Source organism: Arcicella sp. GW822-FHT02H01, from assembly GCF_058802005.1.
In genome coordinates this window covers 2,342,500-2,364,553 of record NZ_JBXANT010000001.1, presented here as the reverse complement: position 1 = coordinate 2,364,553, position 22,054 = coordinate 2,342,500, and the positions used below count along the sequence as shown (strand labels likewise).

Sequence of the window (22,054 nt, the reverse complement as noted above, 5' to 3'; positions counted from 1 at the left end):
TGATTGCTTTTATAAAGAAAACCCCGATTATCCGTCGCCAAACATCAATCGGGGCTAGCTGGTTAATTAACCATTTGATTAATTATAATTATTATAAAACTTAATATTACAAACTTATGTATTCTTTACCAAAATCCCCTGTAAAAAAGCAGTTCTTGTTTTTTTATATGATGCTTTCATTCCTCACTTTTCAAATAAAAGCTCAAAATAATTCGGTTTTAAATGAAAAAATAAGCCTAAACCTTACCAATGTACAGCTATCTGAAGCTTTACAAGCTGTAGGAGCTAAGGTTGGTTATTCTGTATCATTTAGCAATAGCAAAATGAATACTGAAAAGCGAGTAACTATTAATTATAAAGATGTTACCGTTCAAGATGCCCTTTCTAAATTACTTGGTAATAGCCTAAAGAAAGTACAAGTAAGCGATAAGTCTATCTTAATACAAATTCAAACAGAAGGGAAAGGAACAATTAAAGGAACCGTAAAAACGCCAGACGGCAAGCCAGCTCCTTTTGTAAATGTTGGATTAAAAGAGGTTAACAAAGGGACAACGACGAATGAAAATGGGTACTTTGAAATCAAAGGGATTAAAGAAGGTACTTATTCCATGAAAGTTTCGTCGGTGGGTTTGAGCCTACAAGAAAAGAGCGTTAAAGTAGTTGAAAACCAAGTTGCTGTGCAAGATTTTGTGCTTACAGAAAGTACTTCACAGCTTGAAGAAGTAGTTATCACGGGTTCAAACGTAATCAACAAACCTGTTTCATTAGGAAAAGCTAATATTCGTCCGCTTGACTTACCACAATCAACAGGTGTAGTAAGTAGCGTTGTGATTGCTGACCAACAAATATCTAGATTAGGAGATGCCCTTCAAAATGTAAGTGGAGTATCGCTTACTCAACAAAGAGGTGGTGTAGCCGAAACTTTTTCTTCAAGAGGTTATAGTATTGGTATTGCAGGTTCGTCGGGTAGTATTTTCAAGAATGGTGTTATTTCAAATACACAAGGTTTTCCAGAAACTAGTACCTTAGAATCTGTAGAAGTATTAAAAGGAAGTGCGGCGTTATTATATGGAAACGTTTCGGGTGGATTAATAGTAAACATGGTGACTAAAAAGCCAAAATTCAATTTTGGCGGAGAAGTTTCTATGCGTGCAGGAAGTTATGATTTATACAAGCCTACCGTAGATTTGTATGGTCCTATTGCTAAAAACCTTGCTTTTCGTGTGATTGGTACTTACGAAACTTCCAATAGTTTCAGAGATGTAGTGAGTACTAAACGTACGTTTGTAAACCCTTCTTTGTTATATAAATTAGGTAAAAAGACGGACATTTTATTACAAGGAGATTATACTAAACAAAACCTTACACCCGACAATGGTATTGGTTCGTTGAATGCTAACAGAGATGCTGAGATTATCCCTAGTCGTACAAGATTCTTGAATACTGTATGGGCATATAGTAACATTGATCAGGTGACGGGTTCAGTAAATATCAATCACCAGTTTAACGAAATCTGGAAGTTAAATATAATTGGAGCTATCCAAACGACAGATGTAAACTCTTTTTCAACAAACGTTCCGAACAGTATTGCTGCTAATGGAAACTGGGCGAGAGGTTTGACAAGAGCAAAAACAGGAGAAGATAGCAAAACGGCTCAGTTAAACCTTAATGGAAATTTCAAAACTGGGTCATTAGGTCATCAATTACTTGTTGGTAGCGATTATGTATATTTAGAAAGCGTAAGTAATACATTCAGAATTACGAGCGGAGGAAAAGCAATTACTACTTATGATACCATTAATATTTTGAACATGAATAAGTATGTGCAACGTACCGACATTCCAGATGCGGAGGCTTTAGCACGTACAACATCGCCTTCACACCGTTTGGGGGTATATGTTCAGGATATGATTAGCTTGACAGAGAAATTTAAAATATTAGCTGGTCTTCGTTGGTCACACCAAAAAACAATCCAGACTACTATTGTGAATCTTGCAGATAATGTAGTGACAAGAGGTACGGCGGCAACGATTAGCAATAGTGCATTATCTCCAAAAGCATCGTTAGTGTTTCAACCAATAAAAACTACATCATTGTATGGAAGTTACTCTAATAACTTTACGTTCAATACAGGAACAGATATTTATGGAGCGCAATTGAGTCCTTCAATTGTAGATCAGTTTGAGTTGGGTGCTAAAAATGAATTTTTTAATGGAAAAATTTCAGCCAATGTCAGTCTTTACCGTATCGTAAACCACAACATGGCACAAATGGCTCCGACAAAAGCAGACGGAACTGTGAATTCAGATGCTAATTTTAAAGAACTTACAGGAGAAACTACCAGTGATGGTTTTGAAATAGATATCAATGGTAACCTTTCGAAAAACTTTTACTTCATCACTGGTTATGGCTACAACTTCATGCGTTATACCAAAACGTCAGCATTGAGGGGCTCTTATATCACTGGTGAACGTTTAATCAACAACCCTGCGCATAGTGCCAACGCTACGTTGTTCTATACTTTTGATAAAGGAAAAGTAAAAGGACTTAAATTAGGAGCATCTGGTTTCTATACGGGGAATCGTTTTGCAGGGGTAAATAATACATTCGGACAAACACCTGAATATAGCCGTTTAGTGCCATTAACAGGTTTTGCCACTTTTGATGCATCGGCTGGATATAGCTTCAAAAAAGTATCATTACTTGCTAAAGTATCTAATATTTTCAATGAGCTTAATTATATTGGTCATGATAGATATAGTATCAACCCAATACCTCCTCGTCAGTTTGTAACGACATTGTCATACAAATTTTAAAGATTATCACTCATATAAGGATTATAGTTATTGTAAAAACCTCGAAAGGTCTTCCCTTCGAGGTTTTTCTTGTATTAGCCCTTAAATGATTTCAGGATTTCTGTTAAATACAACCGTAAAGCGATGCCATCCTTCTAGGTATTGGTAAGATAACGGCCAACGGTTTAAAGCACAGATTTCTTTGATAATGGCTAATCCTAAACCAGTAGACGAAGTATTTTCAGGATTCTTGGTGAATCTATCAAAAATATATTCCTCAGGAAAATCTAATGGGGAACCTGTATTGGAAATAATGAAGGCATTATTGGTGAGTACTATTTTAATAACACCATTAGCGGAGGTATATTTTAAGGCATTTGAAAGAAAATTCGAAATTAATGTATCTATGAGGTATTGATTGGTGATTAGCTCTGTTCTACTTATTTCTTCATTTAAACTAATGTTCTTCGCTAAGAAAAGGTCTTCCATATTGCGGAGATGTGCATCTAGGGCATCACTAAAAACAATTTGATGTTCATCGCTAAACAGTTGATTATCCAGTTTGGCTAGTAACAAAAGATTCTTGTTCATCTTAGAAAGCCGATTTACACCAGATTTTGCTTGTGTAATATAACTTGCCATCTGTTCTGTAATGTCCAGTTGGCTCATTCTATCTAGTTTTGACTGGACAATACTTAAAGGTATCTGAATTTCATGCGAAGCATTTTCGGTAAATTCCCTGAGGGCTAAATATTCTTTTCTACTCCTTTCTGTCAAGTCTTTTAGGGTAAAATTTAGTTCTTTAAATTCTGTAATGGCCGAATCGTGCAGTTCAAGACTGTGGGGGGAAGTAACTGAAAACGCTTGGACATTTTTTAAATTTTGAAAAAAAGGTCGCAAAATTTTCTTGTTGGAATAATAGTTAATCAGAATACCAGAGGCAGTCAGGAGGACAGCAGTTAATAGAAAAATGTATAGAATGGTGAGGTAATAATTATCCCAGCCAATGTGCGAACTCATTACTGTTACATCATAACGAGCATTTCCAATGGCTTGGGTTTCTTTCAGGTAATGATATTCTTCAATTTCTTTCTGAACGCGGTCATAAACCATGGTATCACCAAAAACCAGTCCGAGCGGAGTATTATCAGTTACCTGCTGTATTTTAATAAAGGGAGAATTGACATGGTTGCCCAGCCTGATACTCTCAAAGATTTGATCTGCTTGTAATTCTAGTTGTTCATCCATTTCATCGCTTACAGCTTTTTGGAGTATCACAAAAAGGGTAAAGCCAGTAAAGATTAAAATAGACACCGAGGCAATTAAATAATCTCTTGTAGTTTTATGAAGTAATGTCATTTTTTACCTTAAAACGTTTAATTAATCAGTTAAGAAATCCATTTATACCCCATTCCATATACTGTTTTGATATAGTCTACACCTGTATGTGCAGTTATTTTTTTGCGTAAATTCATGGTATAAACGTATACAGTATCATAGTTTTCAGCCATGTCGTAATGGTCGCCCCAAAGGTGTTCGGCGATGGCTTGCTTACTTACAACACGGTTTTTATTGATAACAAAGTACAATAGCAGTACATATTCCTTTTTAGTTAAAGTAATAGGTTCGTCTTTATAACTTACTGCTTTGGTTGCCATGTTGATAACAAGGTTATCAAGCTTTATTTCATTTTCCCCATCAAAAGTCCTTCGCCTGAGTAATGAAAAAATTCTTGCGTTCAGTTCTTCTAAATGAAAAGGCTTTGTGAGGTAATCATCAGCTCCCATTTCTAAGCCCGTTATTTTGTCGTATAGAGAATCCTTGGCTGATAAAATCAACACACCAACATTTTCATCTTGCTTTTTTAATGTTTTGAGCAAAGAAAGCCCATTGCCCCCTGGAAGGGTGATATCTAATACGATAGCATCGTAATGATATAAATGCAATTTTTCCTGTCCTTCAGCAAATGTCGTAGCTTTTTCACAACGATAACCTTGTTCGGTCAGGTAGGTATCCATTTCTTCTAAAAGAAGTTGTTCGTCTTCTACCAATAATAGTTTCATAGGTTTTCAGCGTTTATTGTGACTATTACTTGTGAACACAAGATTAAAAATACTTGCAAAAAAATAAGTTATTAGCCTTTATTAAGTGTGATTGTAGAAAAATATTTTTTGTACGCGACTATTTTCCGCAATTTGTCGTATAGTCTATCAATATGAAGAATTTATTTAACTAATTGGCTTTAATCGACTTATCAAAAATAACGTCAATCCCAAGAAATGGTTCTTTAAAGGATTCAACAATTTAAAATACATCAAGAAATATTATTTAGAATTAGTTTAATTTAAAAAAAATTCAGAATTGACTCTTTATTTTGTGCCATGGAGATTCTCATTATGAAAAATTCTGGAAAGTTTAGCGATGAGATTGCCAATGATTTATTAGGAATGGGCCATAGAGCCGAATTTGTGATAAATGACCAAGAATTAAAGCAAAAGATAAAAACTACAAGGTATGATTGTATTGTAGTTGACTTGACATTCGAGGAAAACAAAGGCTTACAGCTCATTGAAGAAATAAAAAAAACAAATAAGAATGCAGGTCTTATTGTTATTTCTTCAGATAATTCTTTCCAAAAAAAGATTGATGCTCTATACAAAGGAGCAGATGATTTTTTGAATAAACCTTATGAAGTATCGGAATTAGTAGCCAGAATATTCTCGGTGCTAAGAAGAAGTAAACTGAATAATAAAAATATTATCAGGTATAACGAATTACAGATTGATTTATTAGCGAAGTCGGTTCTTGTGAACGAAGAACTACTTGGACTAACTAAAAAAGAATTTGAACTACTTATATTCTTTTTAGAACATAAAAACAAAGTAGTTACCAAAGATTCCCTATTGACGTATTTGTCGGGACAATTGGATGATTCTAAAAGTAATGCAGATATACTGTATGCGCATATTAAAAATCTTAAAAGAAAGATGAACAATGCTGGGTGCAGAATATACCTCAATACCGTATATGGTATTGGCTACAAATGGGAAGACTAAAAGGTGCTAACAATTAGCCCTATTTTTTTGACTATTTGTTTGGAATAAGTCTAATTACAATTAACAAAGAATAAAATAAATTTTTGAATAATAAATAACTAATTCCTTATTACAATGTTTAAGAGAACCTACAAAATGAAATTTGTGTTAGTTGCTTTGGCAATTGCAGGTATGACCTCATGTAAAGATGATGATGCAGTAGTAGCACCATTGCGTACTACAAAAATTGACTATACAACCCTAACTGCTACAACTCCATATAGTAGTGCGTTTATGGATGGAGGAAAAACTACAGTAGATTTGAGTAATGGAAACAATCGTTATAAGATGTTCCAAGCAATAAATACATCAATCAGCTCATCAATTACTGGTAACAAAGTGATAGATGCTACTGTGTTGAAAAATATGTATGCTAACACTGGTAATCCATTTGTTGATAGTACAAAACTAAATACTTCGGGTGTACAATTGCGTAATACCGTTGCGTCGTCTTGGGCTGCTGCTGATGCAGAAGTAGTAAGAACAAAAATTGAAACACTTTTTAATGAAGTTGCTGAAGCAAGTAAATCAGTAACTACGGTAGCAGAAAAAGGTAAAGCAGGTAAATTAGGTAGCCGTTTGGTTGATGCAAAAGGTATTGAAACAGTACAAATTATTCAAAAATCGTTAATTGGTGCATTACAATATGATTATATTGCGAATGTATTATTAACTAAAGGATTAGAGGCAGATAATAGCAAGCTTGTAACAGGTAAAAACTACTCTCAATTAGAACAAAACTGGGACGAAGCTTATGGTTTATTAACATTGAACCAAGCTTATTTAGCTGGCTCGACAGATGCAGTAAGAGGTACTACTGAATTTGCATTAGGCTCATACGCATGGGAATACAACAAAGCTGCTTATCCACAACTTCACCTTGCCTTCTTGAAAGGTCGTGCAGCAATTGTTAATAATGACAAAACAGAATTGAAAAAACAAGCTGATTTTATTAAAGCAGCATTTGAAAAAGCAATTGCAGCAGCAGCGGTAGGCTATTTAGGAAAATGGGGAACTAGAACTACAGAAGCAGACAAAGTACATGATATTGGTGAAGGTGGAGGATTTATCTACTCTCTACGTTTCTGTACAGTTAACGGTGCTAATGCTAAATTCTCAGATGATATTTTAACAGCATTGTTAGGTTCGGCAAATGGATATTGGGATTTGACTCCTGCTAAAATTGCAGCGGCGTCTGATGCTATCAAAGCAAAGTTCGCTTTATAAGAACTTATTTTTTAATAATAGTAACCAAGTGGGTTGGTGGCAATGGTATTGCTGTCAACCCATATTATCGTTTAATGTGATGACTAGAATAGACTTAAAAAAAGTAAGTATTTTATTGATTGCAATTGTATTGGTGTTGGCATGTTCAAAAAATGACGACCCACAAAATACAACGCCAGATTTGAATAAAGACCGTGCAGCAATATTGACCAATCTGGCCGATAATGTCATTGTGCCATCCTATACCAATTTTAAAACAAAATTGGACGTGATGTCTACTAAGTCACAAGCCTTTATTGCTAAGCCAGAAACAGCAACTTTGGCTGAATTTCGTCAGGCGTGGGTAGATGCTTATATCAGTTGGGAAACTGTTGAAGGCTTTGATTTTGGTCCAGGAACCAAGACAGGTATTCGTAATTATTACAATATTTATCCAACCAATGTTGCGGGTATTGCTACGTATATCAACAATCCGTCTGAAAATTTTGAAGTAACTGCTTCTTACGACAAACAAGGTTTTCCTGCGTTAGATTATTTATTGAATGGCACAGGAAGTACAGATGCAGAAATAGTAGCCTATTTTAAATCATCTACTGATGGTGCCAAACGTCTTGCTTATATTAAGCGAATTGTAGACCACATGAACGAACTTATTACCAAAGTAATAAGCGATTGGGGTACTTACCGAGCTGAGTTTATCAAAAAGACAGGTACAGATATTGGCTCGCCAATGGGTGAAATGATTAATGGCTATATTTTACATTATGAAAGATTTATCCGTTCAGGTAAATTTGGCATACCGTCGGGAGCTATGCTCAATGGCGTTGTATCAGCAGATAAAGTAGAAGGATTGTATAAGAAAGATATTTCTAAAGCATTGGCATTAAGCGCACATCAAGCAGCCGTTGATTTTTTTAATGGTAAAAATGTAAAAACTGGTGTAGAAGGTCCTTCTTTCAAAACTTATCTTGATGGTTTAGTCGCTAAAGATGTTACTACTGGAAAATTATTAAGCGAAATTATCAATACACAGTTTGTTGCTAACAAAGCAAAAATAGATGTATTGAAGCCTGATTTTCACCAAGAAGTGTTGGATAACAACGCAGCGATGAAGGCTGTATATACCGAGCTACAAAAAGCTGTAAGAATGCTAAAAGTAGATATGACCTCGGCTATGAGCATAACCATTACTTATACTGATAATGACGGTGACTAAGCTTTGGCGTAACAGCACTTTATATACTCAATATTTTAACAAAGAGGTTTCTGTCATACCATTAGCTGTATTCAGAATGGCTCTGGGCTTTATGCTTTTCGTAAGTCTTTTGCGTTTTTGGAGCAAAGGGTGGATTTATGATTTGTACATAAAGCCTCGTTATTTTTTTCCTTTTTATGGATTCGAGTTTGTTCATCCTTTAGGGCAATATACTTACAGCCTGTTTGTAGTATGTATTGTGTCATCGGTTTTGGTAATGATTGGCTATTTTTATAGAATAGCTATTGTCAGCTTATTCCTCAGTTTTACTTATATAGAACTCATGGATAAGAGTACCTATCTAAACCATTATTACTTTATCAGTTTGCTTTGCTTAATAATGGTATTTTTGCCAGCACATCGGTATTTTTCATTGGATGCTTACAAAGACAAAACCTTATTGGTAGATAAAATACCTACATGGTGTATAGATGTGATTAAGTTATTGGTTTTCATCCTTTATTTCTATGCTGGACTTGCCAAATTAAATAGTGATTGGTTGCTAGAAGCTTTACCGCTAAGGATATGGCTTCCTGCTAAAAATGATATGCCTATCATAGGTTTTTTGTTCAATTATTCATGGACACCCTACGCTTTTAGCTGGTTTGGTTGTGTGTACGACCTCACTATTGTCTTTTTCTTATTGAATGCTACAACAAGACCCATCGCTTATTTGACAGTGGTGGTTTTTCATATTTTTACAGCCCTGCTGTTTCCAATCGGAATGTTTCCATATATCATGATAGTGACAGCCTTGATTTTTTTCTCTTCTAATTTCCATCAAAGTATTATTCAACAATTGGGAAGCCTGATAAAAGTGTCAGAAAATTTTTTGCAATCCCATAAAACTTACTCTTTTTCTCCTGTAGCCAATAAGCTTTTGATAGGTGGTTTTATGATATTCTTCACTATCCAGCTTATATTTCCATTTAGGTATCTTATGTATCCTGATGAGCTTTTCTGGACGGAAGAAGGCTACCGATTTTCATGGAGAGTAATGTTGATGGAAAAAGCAGGCAATGCACAGTTTACTGTAAAAGATGATGATGGGCATTACCAGATAGTTAATAATACAGCGTTCTTGACGACCCTTCAAGAGAAAATGATGGCTACTCAGCCAGATATGATTTTATATTATGCACATATCTTGAGGGATTATTACCAAAGCCGAGGCTTTCGTTCTCCTCAAGTCTATGTTGATGCTTACGTTACCCTGAATGGTAGGTTGGGTAAAACATTTATTAATCCTACTACTGATTTAGCCAAAGAAATAGAATCCTTCCAGCATAAATCCTGGATTATTCCCCTCAATAATGAAATTAAAGGTTTTTAGTACAGTTTTTATCTGTTTTTTCTCGACATATACTTTTGCACAATACCGTTTGAAAGGTATTGTTAAGTCAAAAATCGATAGTACCATCGTGGGGACATCAGAAATTTACCTTGATGGCAACCAGAAAACATTATCTAACCCAGAAGGCATATTTATATTCCCCTCTATCGCCAATGGCGAACATACCTTACAAGTTATTTCTCCAGACTTTAGGCCTGTCAAACGAACGATTGTTATCGCAGGAAAAAATGAAGAAATAGTAATTTACCTTTCTTCACGTGACGAAACCCTGAGCGAAGTAGTGGTATCTGACAAGAAGACCGATTTCGGATTTTCAAGATTAAGAGGGGTTGAAAACATGGGTATTTATGAAGGCAAGAAGTCGGAAGTAATTACACCAGACCAATTGGTGGCTAATTTGTCAACCAACAATGCCCGACAAATTTACTCAAGGGTAGCGGGTCTTAATATCTGGGAGAATGAAGGAGGAGGTTTGCAATTAAGCATAGGAGGGAGAGGACTAGACCCCAACAGAACTTCTAACTTCAATGTTCGACAAAATGGACATGATATAAGTGCTGATGCCCTAGGCTATCCAGAAAGTTATTATACTCCTCCCGTAGAAGCCGTAGGCAAAATCCAAATTGTACGCGGAGCGGCTTCGCTTCAGTATGGTACGCAGTTCGGAGGGCTTATTAATTTTATCATGCGAAAGCCCGTTCTTGATAAAAAAATTGAAGTAGTCGCTAGACAAACAGTAGGTTCTTTTGGATTTTATAATGCTTTTACCAGTGCGAGTGGGACTGTTGGAAAACTTAGCTATTATACTTTTTTTCAATACAAAAAAGCTGATGGTTGGAGAGCCAATTCTCATTTTAATAGCTACACATTTTATTCAGACATAGATTATAAAATATCAGAAAAAACCTCTGTTGGCTTAGATGTAACCCACATGGAATACCTTGCCAAACAACCAGGGGGACTTTCGGATGCAATGTTTGCACAAGACCCAAGACAAACTAACAGAGAACGAAATTGGTTTGATGTAAATTGGAATATGTTAGCAGTTCATTTTGACCATAAATTTAATGAAACTAACCAGTTCAACCTCCGCTTCTTTGGTTTGTCAGCTCATCGATATTCGTTAGGTTTCAGACCAAACCGTGTGGCGACGATTGATGATAATAGTGAACGAGATTTAATTAAAGGAGAATTTGACAACTGGGGAACCGAGGCGAGATATTTAAAACGTTATTCAATCGCCAAAAAACAGTCTGTATTGTTGGTAGGTGGAAGATATTATCATGGTTTCAACCATAGTTTACAAGGGCTAGGAAGTACAGGAAAAGATGCGAATTTTAATTTTGTTGAGCCAGAACGTTTTATTACCTACGATTACAGTTTCCCCAACCGAAACGTATCGCTGTTTGCAGAGAACATTTTTTACCTCAATGATAAGATTTCGGTTACCCCCGGTATACGCTATGAATATATCAGTACCAAAGCAGATGGCTATTATGGAAGTATCATGCGTGATTTAGCAGGGAACGTAATTAATATTACCAGAACGGATGAAGTTCGTGTGAATAACCGACAGTTTGTATTAGCAGGTATAGGGATTAGCTTTAAGCCATTTGAACAGACTGAAATTTATGGTAACATCTCTCAAAATTATCGTTCAATTACCTTTAGCGATATGCGTATTTCAAACCCTTCGTCGGTGATAGACCCTGATATGAAGGATGAAAAAGGGTATTCAATTGACCTTGGTATTAGAAGTCACCAGACATCTTTCTATAATTACGATGTGAGTTTGTTTTACCTCAATTATAATAATAGGATAGGTGAAATACAGTTTTATGATGAAAGCAACAGAATATTACGTTTACGCACTAACGTCGGGCAAGCTGTGATAATGGGAATAGAGTCGTATGCAGAAGCTGATTTTTTCCGTTTGTTTAAACCAGATAGTAAAGATATGAGTACGGTGTTATTCGGTAATTTTGCCTTCATTAAATCGGAATATCGCGAGAGCAAGATGGTAGGAGTGAAAGGAAATGAAGTAGAATTTGTACCTAAAATAAACTTAAAAACGGGTCTTAGGGTTGGCTATAAAAAATTGAAGGGCTCGTTTCAGTTTACCTATTTAACTGATCAGTTTTCGGATGCCACCAATGCCAGAGACGGCGGAATATCATCTGTAATAGGATTAATTCCAGCCTATCAAATTATGGATTTAAGCTTTTCTTATGACTTCAAGAAAATTAAGCTAGAAGCAAGTATCAATAACGTTGCCAATGAAATGTATTTTACCAGAAGAGCCACAGGTTACCCAGGACCAGGTATTTTACCTTCAGATGGTAGAAGTTTCTATCTTACTTTACAGGTTAAGATATAAATTTTTTCTTATAATTTATATCATTAAACACCATAAGTTATTCACAATGATGAATAACTTATGGTGTTTGTTTATAAAGAGGATTTCTACAAAATTATTTAACGAATTTACGAATGTTCATTTTACCGCAGAATTACCACTATATACGTTGCTGTATGTTAAAGAGAAAAAATGTTTAAAAGAAAAGTCATAGAGTTTTAGCGAAAAATGAAAAAGCTTTGCTAACTTCAATAAACACACTAATTGTAAATAGCATACCAAATCACATAAATATAATACTTCTGCTCTAATAGTATAAAAATTGGGTCTTTCTACCTCTGATGTTATTACCTATGATAAAAATTACTCCATACCGCCGCATGGATGCGTATTTCTTGTTGAAAGCGCATATAAATAAAGCTGTTTTTACAATTGCGTCATTATTGTTATGTGCAAGTTCTACCGTTGCACAAAAGGCTACCTTTGAGTTTTTTAGCACTGCTAACGGACTTGCTGGAAACCACACGTCTTCAGTAACACAAGATGACCAAGGATTTATTTGGTTTATAAATGATGGGAAAATCCACCGTTATGATGGATATAATTTTTTAATCTATCCAACCCCAAGTGCATTAACGGCCAAACAGGAGTACATATCAGGTTTGACTTTGTACCAAGATTCTTTACTATTTGTGTGGAGTGAACATCATCATTTTTTATTTAATCCCAAAAAAGAGCATTGGCAACCTATCAACCTAAAAATAAAGGATACCCCAGGAGGTAGGATTAGGTTTTGGCCTATTGATGGGCAAAATGCTAAGCTAATGACCAAAATAGAGGTGGGCTCTCAGCGAGCTTGGCCGTATAAAATGGATAAATCGGATGCGATGGGAGGGACACAATATCCTGACTTGTTAAGTGCCTATTATTGGCGTAATATTAACGATTATGATTATTCTTTAGCATATGTAGACACGGTATATCACGTAAATAAAGCTGGTAAAATCACTACAGCAACGCCATTAGATAATATATGTAAGAATTGTGGTGATATGTGGTTTCAACCTTATATGAAGGGCTCGGTAGCACTTTTATCAAATAGGCTTTTTTATCAGTTGGATAAAAGTAAAAATAAATTCTTACCACACCCTGTCAATCGATTACTAAACCCTAATAAGATTGAAATAAGGAGATTTATTACAGAAAAAAATGGTAGTATATGGGCGTGTGGTTACGACAGAAGTCTTATTTATTATGATGCTCGTGCGGATAAATTATACAATTTTCGTGAAGAATTAAAACGACTGTTACCGAATAATAACGATTTCTTAGGGTTGTTTCAAGATAATACGGGAATAGTATGGGTAGAGACCAGACTCGGCTTGCTAAAAGTAAGACCATGGCCAAATCCTTTTGATACTTATTTCAGTGGTATGAACAATGTGAATGCTAATTATAGTTTCCGTGGATTGACAGAAGATGCACAAGGCATGATATACGGCGTATATTATACTGGAATTGCCAAAATTGACCCTATAAAAAAACAAGCACTACGAACTTATATATTCCCTGGTACTGTAAAGTTGTATGATTTGTATACAGATGGAGATATCATCTGGCTTAATGGCTTTCAAGCATTAGAACCGAATTCTGGAAAAATAATAGAAGTTCCAAGCCCATTTAAGGAAAAAACATTTCAGGATAACGGTTTTTTTACTAAGGACAAATACGGAACGCTTTGGTGGATAACGCATTACACATTATATCGTTTGAATAAAGCGAATAATCAAATAAAATGGGAGAAAGAGTTTGACTTGCCCGACAAGTTATTCAATGCAACTGAAGCTTTTCATGCAGGTATGAAAAGCGGGAAAATATGGCTGAGTTTTAAAGGAAGATTATTGCAGTATGACCCCATAACGAAAGTACGACATTGGTATGATCCTAAGACTTGGGGATTGGCCTTATCTCGTATATTGGCGATTGAGGAAGACCGTAAAGGAAACCTTTGGTTAGGTAGTGATGCTGGCTTAGTATGGGTAAATCCGTCTAATGGTTCACACCGTCAATATACTATTTCTGAGGGTTTACCAAATAATTTTATCAGTGGAATGTTGATGGAAGGAGATTCGTGCTTGTGGCTAAGTACTAATCACGGGCTATCTCGGTTTCATTTACCCACCAAAGTTTTTAGTAATTTTCTGGAAGAAGATGGACTAACTTTTAACGAATTTAACCGTAAGTCATTTTTCAAAGCCAAAGATGGTCGGATGTTTTTTGGCGGAATGCGCGGAGTGAATGCCTTTTTTCCAAAAGATTTGATGCAATCTTATATCACCAGAGTGGATAGAAACCAAAAGGCAAAGCTTGTACTTACTGCTTTAGAATATACAGATGAAAAACAAGATACGGTATTGAGGAAAACCTCATTCGCCAGTCAACCAGAAGTACAATTCAATTATTGGAATTGGTCTTATACGTTTGAATATGCTCTTATGGACTATGACAACCCCAAGGAGATATTTTACAGTTATAAGATTGATGGTTATAAAGACAGTTGGTCATCACCTTCTAAGTTTAATTTTGTCCATTTCAACAGTTTGCCTAGCGGAGAATATATTTTAAGGGTGAAAGCACGAGACAGCAGAGGACGGTGGCGTTCGAACGAAATGGCTGTAAAAATAATAGTACATCCAGCTTGGTGGGCATCTTCGTGGGCCTACTCCATCTATTTTCTGTTGTTTTTGGGTCTTTGCCTTGTTATTTATAATGTGTTGAAAAAGAGATTGATTCTTCAAAATGAGCTGAAGATGAAACACCAAGAAGCTCAACGGCTTAAAGAACTTGATTTGTTCAAAAACCGTCTTTATACCAATCTCACACATGAATTCAGAACCCCATTGACAGTGATTCTTGGTATGGTAGAACAAATTCGGACTCAACCCGATAAATATCTAGAGGAAGGTGCGCGACTTATCAAAACCAACGGCGAAAACCTGCTTAGGCTTATCAATCAGTTGCTCGATTTATCCAAGCTTTCTGACAATTCATTCCAGCTATATTTTCAACAGGCAGATATTGTGCCCTATTTACGCTACCTCACAGAATCTTTCCAAGCTTATGCCAACAGCCAGAATTTATCATTACGATTCTTGAGTGCTTTGAATATACGGGTAATGGATTATGACGAAGAGCAGGTAAAACAAATATTGACGAATCTTATTTCTAATGCGATTAAATTTACACCGTCAGGTGGAGAAATTACCATTAGACTAAAGCAGGAAGATAATAAGTTGATTATCGAAGTACAGGATACAGGCATAGGAATAGCTAAAAAAGAGTTGACATATATATTCGATCGTTTTTACCAAATAGATAATTCACATACTAGGCAGCGTGAGGGCACTGGCATTGGGTTGGCACATGTCCATGAGATGATTAAATTGATGAATGGAGAAGTCTTTGTAGAGAGCGAACTTGGAAAAGGCACTACGTTTATCGTTAAATTACCCATCACCAACAAGGCACCTATTGTGGCTGGTTCTCCGACATTAGATAAATCTGTTTCTTCTATAAATTTTATTAACCGTGAAAGTATTACTCCCATATCATCTTCGGTGATTGATGATTCCTTGCCACATCTTCTTATTATTGAAGACAATGCCGACTTAGTTACCTTTCTCAAAACTTGTCTATATGGGTTATATCAATTAGATGTAGCGTATAATGGTATAGTTGGCATTGAAAAAGCCATTGAAAATACTCCAGACATTATCATTAGTGATGTGATGATGCCAGGAAAAGACGGTTTTCAAGTTTGTGAAACCTTAAAAAGTGACCAACGTACAAGCCATATTCCAATAATTTTATTAACCGCTAAAATGGATACTGATTCCAAAATAGCTGGGCTCAAGCACGGAGCAGATGTCTACATGACCAAGCCTTTTAATAAGGAAGAGTTGATAGTACAATTGGAAATGTTAATGCAGAAACAAAAGCGTTTACAAGCATATTTCTCACAAAATAACCCTATAGAAGAAGTAGTTGATATTGTCACGGAAGACTTACCAGAGGAAATTTATGAGCTTGAACATACCTTTGTTAAAAAGGTAAAATCAATTGTACATGAAAATTTTGCAGATGAGAATTTTGGATTACCTCAACTCTGTCAAGAAATCGGTATGAGCCGTTCGCAATTGTTTCGAAAAATGAAAACTTTGATGGGTGTTTCTCCTTCTGACTTTATACGTTCTTACCGACTAACGCAAGCCAGAATTCTTTTAAAAACTAGCAATTTCAACATCTCAGAAGTCGCTTGGAAAACGGGGTATAAAAATGCTGGACATTTTTCTACTTCGTTTCAGGAAGAATTTGGGTTTTCTCCAAGTGCAACAAATAAGTAATTGATTATTAGTTGTTAAAAAGGTATAAGATTATTGCATGCAACAATCTTATACCTTTTTTTTTGCCTGATGCAACCAATAGAAACATATTTGAAACCAATCAAAAATCCTGTCAGCAACTTATTTTATACTTTTGTAATCCCTAGGGACATGATTAAGAAACGATTACTTAACCACTAATTAAATAAAGAAATTATTTTGACATTCCGCTTAAGTATTTCAAAAAGTAGTTAAATGATTTATAAGCCGAGCATCAATAATAGTTCAAATCCCTACCTGATAAAGTAGAATTTTATATAGTTTAGTTGTTATACCATTCAAAATCAATCATAATAATAACCCTATAATTAATATGTTTACTCCATATTCAATCGCCATAGTAGATGATAATTCTCTCGTTAGAACTTTAGTGAGTTCTGAACTAAAAAAACACAGATGTAATATTCCTTTCCAAGCCGAGAATGGAGAAGAATGTATTACAAAACTCAAGCAAAGTAATTATTTGCCAGACATGATTATTCTTGATATTGAAATGCCAAGAATGGATGGTTTTACCACGGCTCTCATTGTAAAAAAGAACTGGCCTTCAATAAAAATAATAGCAATGTCTACCTTAGAGGATGAAACGTCCATCAATCGTATCTTAGATGCAGGGGCAGATTGTTTCTTATCCAAATCAAGTAATATAAAAACTGATTTGGTAGGTCTGATTCATTATATGCTAACTTTAAATAGTTATGGTGATAGTAAAAATTCGAAATCATTCGTTCACCATGGTTTTAATAACCTAAGCTTACCGAAGTTTAGACAGCATTATATCTAAAATCCGTTTACCCAACACAAGCACCTCTCAAATTTATTGCATGCATTTAAGTAATCCTCAGAATATCCTCAACTCGTCGATATTATATCTACTTACTGGCATAAGTGTGATAATGTCGGGCACCATTGGGCTATTGGAGTGGATATTGGGAATAAGTATTATTGAAATCCTAATGCCACAGTATATCACAACAGCGTTCGGAACCGTAATGTCTACTGTTGTATTTGTTTTGCTTGGAGTTTTAGTCATTCGGAAAACGTTAAACGAAAGCGAGCAAAAAAAAATAGCAGCAGAGCAAACAACCCTTGAATTGAATAAAAGGATTGAAGAAATGGTATTACATCAATCACCAGATATTCAATATTCTCATGAACTGTTTGTTAAATTGTTTGAATCCAATCCAACAGGCATAGCTATCAGCAAATTGGATAACGGCGAATATATTAATGTTAATCAGGCAGTGCTGGATATGGTTAAATATACGCACGAAGAAATGATAGGGCATACAGTCACGGAATTGTTAATACTGGATATTCCAGCGAGAAAAAAACTGATTAGCTTATTGAATGAACAAGGACGTATCCTCAATACCGATATTACCCTAAGAAATAAAGATGGAATGCCAATACATTGTATTTTTTCGATGGAAAAATTAATAATGGGAAATGAACAGTACTTGATGTCGTTCATTTATGATATTACAGACAGGAAAATCATTGAGAATAATTTAGTAGAGGCACACCAAAAACTAGAAATATTAACTAAAAAGTTAACAAAACAGAATCAGCAGTTGCGTGCTTTTGCACAGATTACTTCACACAACCTCCGTGCCCCAGTTAGCAATTTAAACCTATTGTTGCAATTCTATAAAGAAAGCACGACGATAGAAGACAAAGATGAGCTAGTAGGAAATTTAGATACAGTAGTCGATAATCTCACGGTTACGCTTGATGAATTATTAGAAACCGTTAGTGTTCAAGAAGACAATACAAAAGAACGAATAGAATTAGTTTTCGAAGACATTTTTGCATCTGTAAAAGTCATACTGAAAGACCAGTTAATCAAAAGCGAAGCTATTGTGAGTGCTGATTTTTCTAAGGTACCTATTATTAGCTATCCTAGAGTTTATCTGGAAAGCATTCTGTTTAATCTATTATCCAATGCACTTAAATACAGTTCGCCTGACCGTATTCCTGAGATACGTTTGAAAACCGAAAATAACAATGGTGAAATAATCCTAGAAGTAGAGGATAATGGGCTTGGCATAGACTTAGCTAAACACAGAAGAAACATATTTGGAATGCACAAGACCTTCCACCGCCACCAGCAGGCCAGAGGTATGGGTTTATTTATGACTAAAACACAAGTAGAAGCTATGGGAGGAGAAATCACCGTAGAAAGTATAGTTAATAAAGGTTCTATATTCACCGTAATTTTTAATAGGACAAAGCAATGAAAAAGTTATTAAGCCTATGTTTTATTGATGATGACCCCATCTATCAATATATGATTAAAAGAATGATTAGTAAAGATTATCAGGTAAATAAAATGTGGAACTTCCTTAATGGTGAAGAAGCATTCAATTATTTTGTTAGTCATTATATGGAAGTAGAGAATATTCCAGATATTATTTTTTTAGATATCAACATGCCTCTCATGGACGGGTGGTTGTTTTTAGAAGAATTTAGCACTATCAAAGCACAGATTAACAAACCCGTTACTATTTATATGGTTACGTCTTCTACAGACCCAGAAGACATTCAGCAGGCAAAGAAGATTAAAGAAATTTCAGATTATGTGGTCAAGCCTTTTGATTCAGCTAAACTAAAAGAGATACTTGATAGCCATGAGTAATTAAGTGCTATTATGCATTGTAAAAAATAATAAATCCCCGATATATGCCAAATGCTGACATATCCGGGGGTTGTTTATATAGGTATGTATCTTATATTTATACGAGAAGGGTAATCTGGAATACCTTAAATCTCAATATCACTTATAACTGCCACTTGCCGTTGCTGCAATGGTGGACGAGGCAGAAGGACTAGCACTTAACACTGTAGACAAAGTGAATGATTTTTCCCCTGTTTTAGTAAGTGTTCCATTAATGCTAGCAGATACGTCGCCACTTTCCTTTTGTATTAACACATAAATATTGCAAGCAGGATTAGCAGCCCAACCGTTAGTAATAGTAAAATTACCTGAACTAGCCGTTGGCATGTTATAAACGAGCAAACTTTTGGTAGATGTAATACCCACATCAGTTGAACCTTTACAAATCTGCGAGGATACAGCCGTGCAGGGGCCAGTATATTTATCACTACCAAAAGTAAATTCGTTGTTCGTGTTAACAGATGCTACCTCATCATTCTTACAACCCATAGCCATACAGCCAAGAACTGTGGTAATAAAAAGCGATTTTAGTAATGAGGTTTTCATTATATCAGTCTCTAGTTTTTTATTTTATAATACTAAATGTCAATCCTGCAATGATGGCAGGGTCTCCCTGTCCGACATGCACTTCAGCAAAAGCTCCAAAGCCCTTCGTAAAATTTAAGCGACCGCCAACACGCCCAAACCCACCAAAATCTCCTGAAGAAACCATCTCGTCTGAAGCATCGGAGGTTACCGCAGTATAAGTGTACGCAACGGCTGCACCTATATACAAAGCACCTTTGGTTTTGTCCAATTTCAATGCCTCATTCAAATAATATGAACCTCCAACGAGTGCTATAAATTCTCTTTTACCATTTTGATAATTTATCATGAATACCTGTGATTTGGCAATATTGTATATTGGTCCAGATAGGTTATCCCAATCATGATATTTAATAAAATCACTTGTTATTTCAACAACCTTTGCCTTAAGCTCAGATTTATCATTCTTGATGATGATGTCTTGTGCGAATAAAAATGAGGGAGAAGCAGCTAATAAGAATATTAAAAATAGTCTATTCTTCTGCAATTTCAACAATACTTGAATATCAGCATGGATGGCACAAGCATCCATAAGCTTAATGTAAAAGTGTTTTATAAAGTAACTGTTGTTTTTTTATTTGTATTTGGTAAAGCCTAATTAGCAAAGCTAATTTAGATGATTAGTGAAAATGTGGCAATACCTAGCGCTAGGTATTTTAGGCTACTATTTCCAGCTTTCAGAGATGACTTTACTTACTAAATCAACAGATTTTTTCAATATCCATACAGTTAATGACCTGAACCCTGTCTTGTTATTTTATTAGAATACCCACGAGAAAAGACTTCCTATTTTAAAATAAATTATATCCCTCGATTTACACCTTTATGAATAGCTATTTTATTCAAAAAATAAGTAAGGGATTGAAGAGTAATTGATTGTTTTTCAAGGAGATATATTTAACGATATAGCTATTTGGGACTTTTATGCTTCCCGATTTTTGAAATATGTGAATTATATAAGGTTATTCTTTAATGATATAAGGTTATTGTCGAATAAGATGCTCACCTTTACTGATAGTTTTATATTAAATTCAAGTAAAACCAACATATTAGCTAAAATGTTGAATTTACCGTGGCAGACATAGGCAGGGTTTAAGTAACTGCTGCCTTAATAATTATTTATAGTTAAATGATAGTTGACATACATTCAGCTAATAAATAATGAGAAACGAAAATAAAATTAAAATTTTTCTAGTAGATGATGATGTGGTGTTTTTGAAATCGCTAGAAATAGAATTCCTTCAATTAGATAACTTTATCGTTGAAACATACGTTACAGGTGAGCTTTGTATAGAAAACTTATCGCATGAACCCGATATCATTATATTAGATTATTTGCTTGATGGGATTGATAAATACGCAATGAACGGAATACAAGTATTGGATGAAATAAAAGCTTTTGATGCTAAAATCTCTGTAGTGATGTTGTCTCAACAAGATAGAATAGATGTAGCCATAAATTGTATGCACCACCATTCTTATGATTATGTGGTAAAGAGCGAAACAGCCTTTTTGCGGTTACAGCAAATTATTTCAACTATTTTCAAGTATCATAAAATGGAAAAAGAGTTAAATTGGTATATGGAGAGAATGTAACATCGACGAATGACAAAATTAAACAGCGCTTTTGTAAAGCCTTAACTTGCTAGCTCTTCCCACCCTTTTGCGTTGTCTGTGCTTCGTAAACAAACTTGATAGGTAAGGTATGAAATTATTTATAAAATATATGGTCAGCCATCGTTGTAAAATGGTGGTGAAAGCAGAGTTGAAAGCACTTGGATTGCATTATGTAAATGTAAATTTAGGTGAAGTGGAAATCATGGAAAATATCACTCAACAGCAGCACAACCAAATTAAAATCGCCCTTGCAAAATCAGGACTAGAACTAATGGATGATAAAAAAGCTATGTTAATCGAAAAGATAAAGAATGTAGTCGTTGAGATGGTTCATTATACAGATGAAATGCCTAAAATCAACTTCTCAGTTTATTTAAGCGAAAAACTTAAATACGATTATACTTATTTATCCAATCTTTTTTCGGAAACAGAAGGCACTACTGTTGAACAGTATATTCTTCTGCACAAAATTGAACGGGTAAAAGAGCTAATCATTTATGATGAGTTAAACCTTACGCAAATTGCGGCTAAACTACATTATAGTAGCGTGGCTCATCTTTCTAATCAATTCAAAAAGATAACTGGTTTAACCCCATCATTTTTTAAAGCCCTTAAACTCAAAAAAAGAAGTACTCTTGAAAACCTGTGAAT

16 protein-coding genes are annotated in these 22,054 nt (G+C 35.0%); 12 read left to right on the top strand and 4 right to left on the bottom strand.

Annotated features, from left to right (window positions below; translation table 11 throughout):
- The first annotated feature begins 116 nt into the window (after positions 1-116).
- Positions 117-2,816 carry a TonB-dependent siderophore receptor gene (locus tag AC1RNE_RS10135; protein ID WP_492800868.1) on the top strand — a complete coding sequence of 900 codons (2,700 nt, stop codon included), beginning with the start codon at positions 117-119 and terminating at the stop codon, positions 2,814-2,816.
- Between the two features lie 81 nt (positions 2,817-2,897).
- Here the strand turns inward: AC1RNE_RS10135 and AC1RNE_RS10130 are convergent, their stop codons facing one another.
- Both AC1RNE_RS10130 and AC1RNE_RS10125 read right to left on the bottom strand, forming a co-directional pair.
- On the bottom strand, positions 2,898-4,154 hold the full coding sequence (locus AC1RNE_RS10130; RefSeq protein ID WP_492800867.1) for a sensor histidine kinase: 1,257 nt from the start codon (positions 4,152-4,154) through the stop codon (positions 2,898-2,900).
- Between the two features lie 29 nt (positions 4,155-4,183).
- Entirely contained in the window at positions 4,184-4,858 is a 675-nt protein-coding gene (locus AC1RNE_RS10125; RefSeq protein WP_492800866.1) for a response regulator transcription factor, read from the bottom strand.
- A 333-nt stretch (positions 4,859-5,191) separates the two neighbouring features.
- Between AC1RNE_RS10125 and AC1RNE_RS10120 the strand changes: the two genes are divergently transcribed.
- The 9 genes from AC1RNE_RS10120 (at position 5,192) to AC1RNE_RS10080 (ending at position 19,162) form a co-directional block, all read left to right on the top strand.
- On the top strand, positions 5,192-5,851 hold the full coding sequence (locus AC1RNE_RS10120) for a response regulator transcription factor (RefSeq protein ID WP_492800865.1): 660 nt from the start codon (positions 5,192-5,194) through the stop codon (positions 5,849-5,851).
- Positions 5,852-5,986: 135 nt separating this feature from the next.
- On the top strand, positions 5,987-7,117 hold the full coding sequence (locus tag AC1RNE_RS10115; RefSeq protein WP_492800864.1) for a DUF4856 domain-containing protein: 1,131 nt from the start codon (positions 5,987-5,989) through the stop codon (positions 7,115-7,117).
- On the top strand, positions 7,089-8,333 hold the full coding sequence (locus tag AC1RNE_RS10110; RefSeq protein ID WP_492800863.1) for an imelysin family protein: 1,245 nt from the start codon (positions 7,089-7,091) through the stop codon (positions 8,331-8,333). Before AC1RNE_RS10115 ends, AC1RNE_RS10110 begins: the two co-directional genes overlap by 29 nt.
- Positions 8,320-9,705 carry an HTTM domain-containing protein gene (locus AC1RNE_RS10105; RefSeq protein WP_492800862.1) on the top strand — a complete coding sequence of 462 codons (1,386 nt, stop codon included), beginning with the start codon at positions 8,320-8,322 and terminating at the stop codon, positions 9,703-9,705. The genes AC1RNE_RS10110 and AC1RNE_RS10105 overlap by 14 nt, the downstream gene beginning before the upstream one ends.
- Positions 9,686-12,103 (top strand): TonB-dependent receptor domain-containing protein, encoded by a 2,418-nt coding sequence (locus AC1RNE_RS10100; RefSeq protein WP_492800861.1) that lies wholly within the window; start codon positions 9,686-9,688, stop codon positions 12,101-12,103. Before AC1RNE_RS10105 ends, AC1RNE_RS10100 begins: the two co-directional genes overlap by 20 nt.
- A 332-nt stretch (positions 12,104-12,435) precedes the next feature.
- Positions 12,436-16,485, top strand: coding sequence for a hybrid sensor histidine kinase/response regulator transcription factor (locus AC1RNE_RS10095; protein ID WP_492800860.1), 4,050 nt, complete (start codon positions 12,436-12,438; stop codon positions 16,483-16,485).
- A 352-nt stretch (positions 16,486-16,837) separates the two neighbouring features.
- Positions 16,838-17,308 carry a response regulator gene (locus tag AC1RNE_RS10090; protein WP_492800859.1) on the top strand — a complete coding sequence of 157 codons (471 nt, stop codon included), beginning with the start codon at positions 16,838-16,840 and terminating at the stop codon, positions 17,306-17,308.
- A gap of 40 nt (positions 17,309-17,348) precedes the next feature.
- The gene (locus tag AC1RNE_RS10085; protein WP_492800858.1) at positions 17,349-18,764 is read left to right on the top strand and encodes a sensor histidine kinase; all 1,416 of its coding nucleotides are present in this window, start codon (positions 17,349-17,351) and stop codon (positions 18,762-18,764) included.
- The gene (locus AC1RNE_RS10080) at positions 18,761-19,162 is read left to right on the top strand and encodes a response regulator (protein ID WP_492800857.1); all 402 of its coding nucleotides are present in this window, start codon (positions 18,761-18,763) and stop codon (positions 19,160-19,162) included. Before AC1RNE_RS10085 ends, AC1RNE_RS10080 begins: the two co-directional genes overlap by 4 nt.
- Positions 19,163-19,300: 138 nt before the next feature.
- On the opposite strand, the gene AC1RNE_RS10075 is transcribed toward AC1RNE_RS10080, so the two are convergent.
- The gene (locus AC1RNE_RS10075) at positions 19,301-19,747 is read right to left on the bottom strand and encodes a hypothetical protein (protein WP_492800856.1); all 447 of its coding nucleotides are present in this window, start codon (positions 19,745-19,747) and stop codon (positions 19,301-19,303) included.
- Positions 19,748-19,766: 19 nt separating this feature from the next.
- Positions 19,767-20,318 (bottom strand): hypothetical protein, encoded by a 552-nt coding sequence (locus tag AC1RNE_RS10070; protein ID WP_492800855.1) that lies wholly within the window; start codon positions 20,316-20,318, stop codon positions 19,767-19,769.
- Between the two features lie 629 nt (positions 20,319-20,947).
- On the opposite strand from AC1RNE_RS10070, the gene AC1RNE_RS10065 reads away from it, so the two are divergent.
- Together AC1RNE_RS10065 and AC1RNE_RS10060 are read left to right on the top strand one after the other, a co-directional pair.
- Positions 20,948-21,382, top strand: a complete 435-nt coding sequence (locus AC1RNE_RS10065; RefSeq protein ID WP_492800854.1) for a response regulator — start codon at positions 20,948-20,950, stop codon at positions 21,380-21,382.
- A gap of 109 nt (positions 21,383-21,491) precedes the next feature.
- Complete coding sequence (locus tag AC1RNE_RS10060; protein ID WP_492800853.1) at positions 21,492-22,052, top strand: helix-turn-helix domain-containing protein; 561 nt, start codon at positions 21,492-21,494, stop codon at positions 22,050-22,052.
- Positions 22,053-22,054 lie beyond the last annotated feature (2 nt).

Bases quoted from the DNA above. Each gene is read 5' to 3' on its own strand.
- AC1RNE_RS10115 (WP_492800864.1), top strand. From the start codon at position 5,987: ATGAAATTTGTGTTAGTTGCTTTGGCAATTGCAGGTATGACCTCATGT.
- AC1RNE_RS10070 (WP_492800855.1), bottom strand. From the start codon at position 20,318: ATGGATGCTTGTGCCATCCATGCTGATATTCAAGTATTGTTGAAATTG.
- AC1RNE_RS10100 (WP_492800861.1), top strand. From the start codon at position 9,686: ATGAAATTAAAGGTTTTTAGTACAGTTTTTATCTGTTTTTTCTCGACA.
- AC1RNE_RS10120 (WP_492800865.1), top strand. From the start codon at position 5,192: ATGAAAAATTCTGGAAAGTTTAGCGATGAGATTGCCAATGATTTATTA.
- AC1RNE_RS10065 (WP_492800854.1), top strand. From the start codon at position 20,948: ATGAGAAACGAAAATAAAATTAAAATTTTTCTAGTAGATGATGATGTG.
- AC1RNE_RS10095 (WP_492800860.1), top strand. From the start codon at position 12,436: ATGATAAAAATTACTCCATACCGCCGCATGGATGCGTATTTCTTGTTG.
- AC1RNE_RS10060 (WP_492800853.1), top strand. From the start codon at position 21,492: ATGAAATTATTTATAAAATATATGGTCAGCCATCGTTGTAAAATGGTG.
- AC1RNE_RS10125 (WP_492800866.1), bottom strand. From the start codon at position 4,858: ATGAAACTATTATTGGTAGAAGACGAACAACTTCTTTTAGAAGAAATG.
- AC1RNE_RS10135 (WP_492800868.1), top strand. From the start codon at position 117: ATGTATTCTTTACCAAAATCCCCTGTAAAAAAGCAGTTCTTGTTTTTT.
- AC1RNE_RS10085 (WP_492800858.1), top strand. From the start codon at position 17,349: ATGCATTTAAGTAATCCTCAGAATATCCTCAACTCGTCGATATTATAT.
- AC1RNE_RS10130 (WP_492800867.1), bottom strand. From the start codon at position 4,154: ATGACATTACTTCATAAAACTACAAGAGATTATTTAATTGCCTCGGTG.
- AC1RNE_RS10080 (WP_492800857.1), top strand. From the start codon at position 18,761: ATGAAAAAGTTATTAAGCCTATGTTTTATTGATGATGACCCCATCTAT.
- AC1RNE_RS10090 (WP_492800859.1), top strand. From the start codon at position 16,838: ATGTTTACTCCATATTCAATCGCCATAGTAGATGATAATTCTCTCGTT.
- AC1RNE_RS10105 (WP_492800862.1), top strand. From the start codon at position 8,320: ATGACGGTGACTAAGCTTTGGCGTAACAGCACTTTATATACTCAATAT.
- AC1RNE_RS10075 (WP_492800856.1), bottom strand. From the start codon at position 19,747: ATGAAAACCTCATTACTAAAATCGCTTTTTATTACCACAGTTCTTGGC.
- AC1RNE_RS10110 (WP_492800863.1), top strand. From the start codon at position 7,089: ATGCTATCAAAGCAAAGTTCGCTTTATAAGAACTTATTTTTTAATAAT.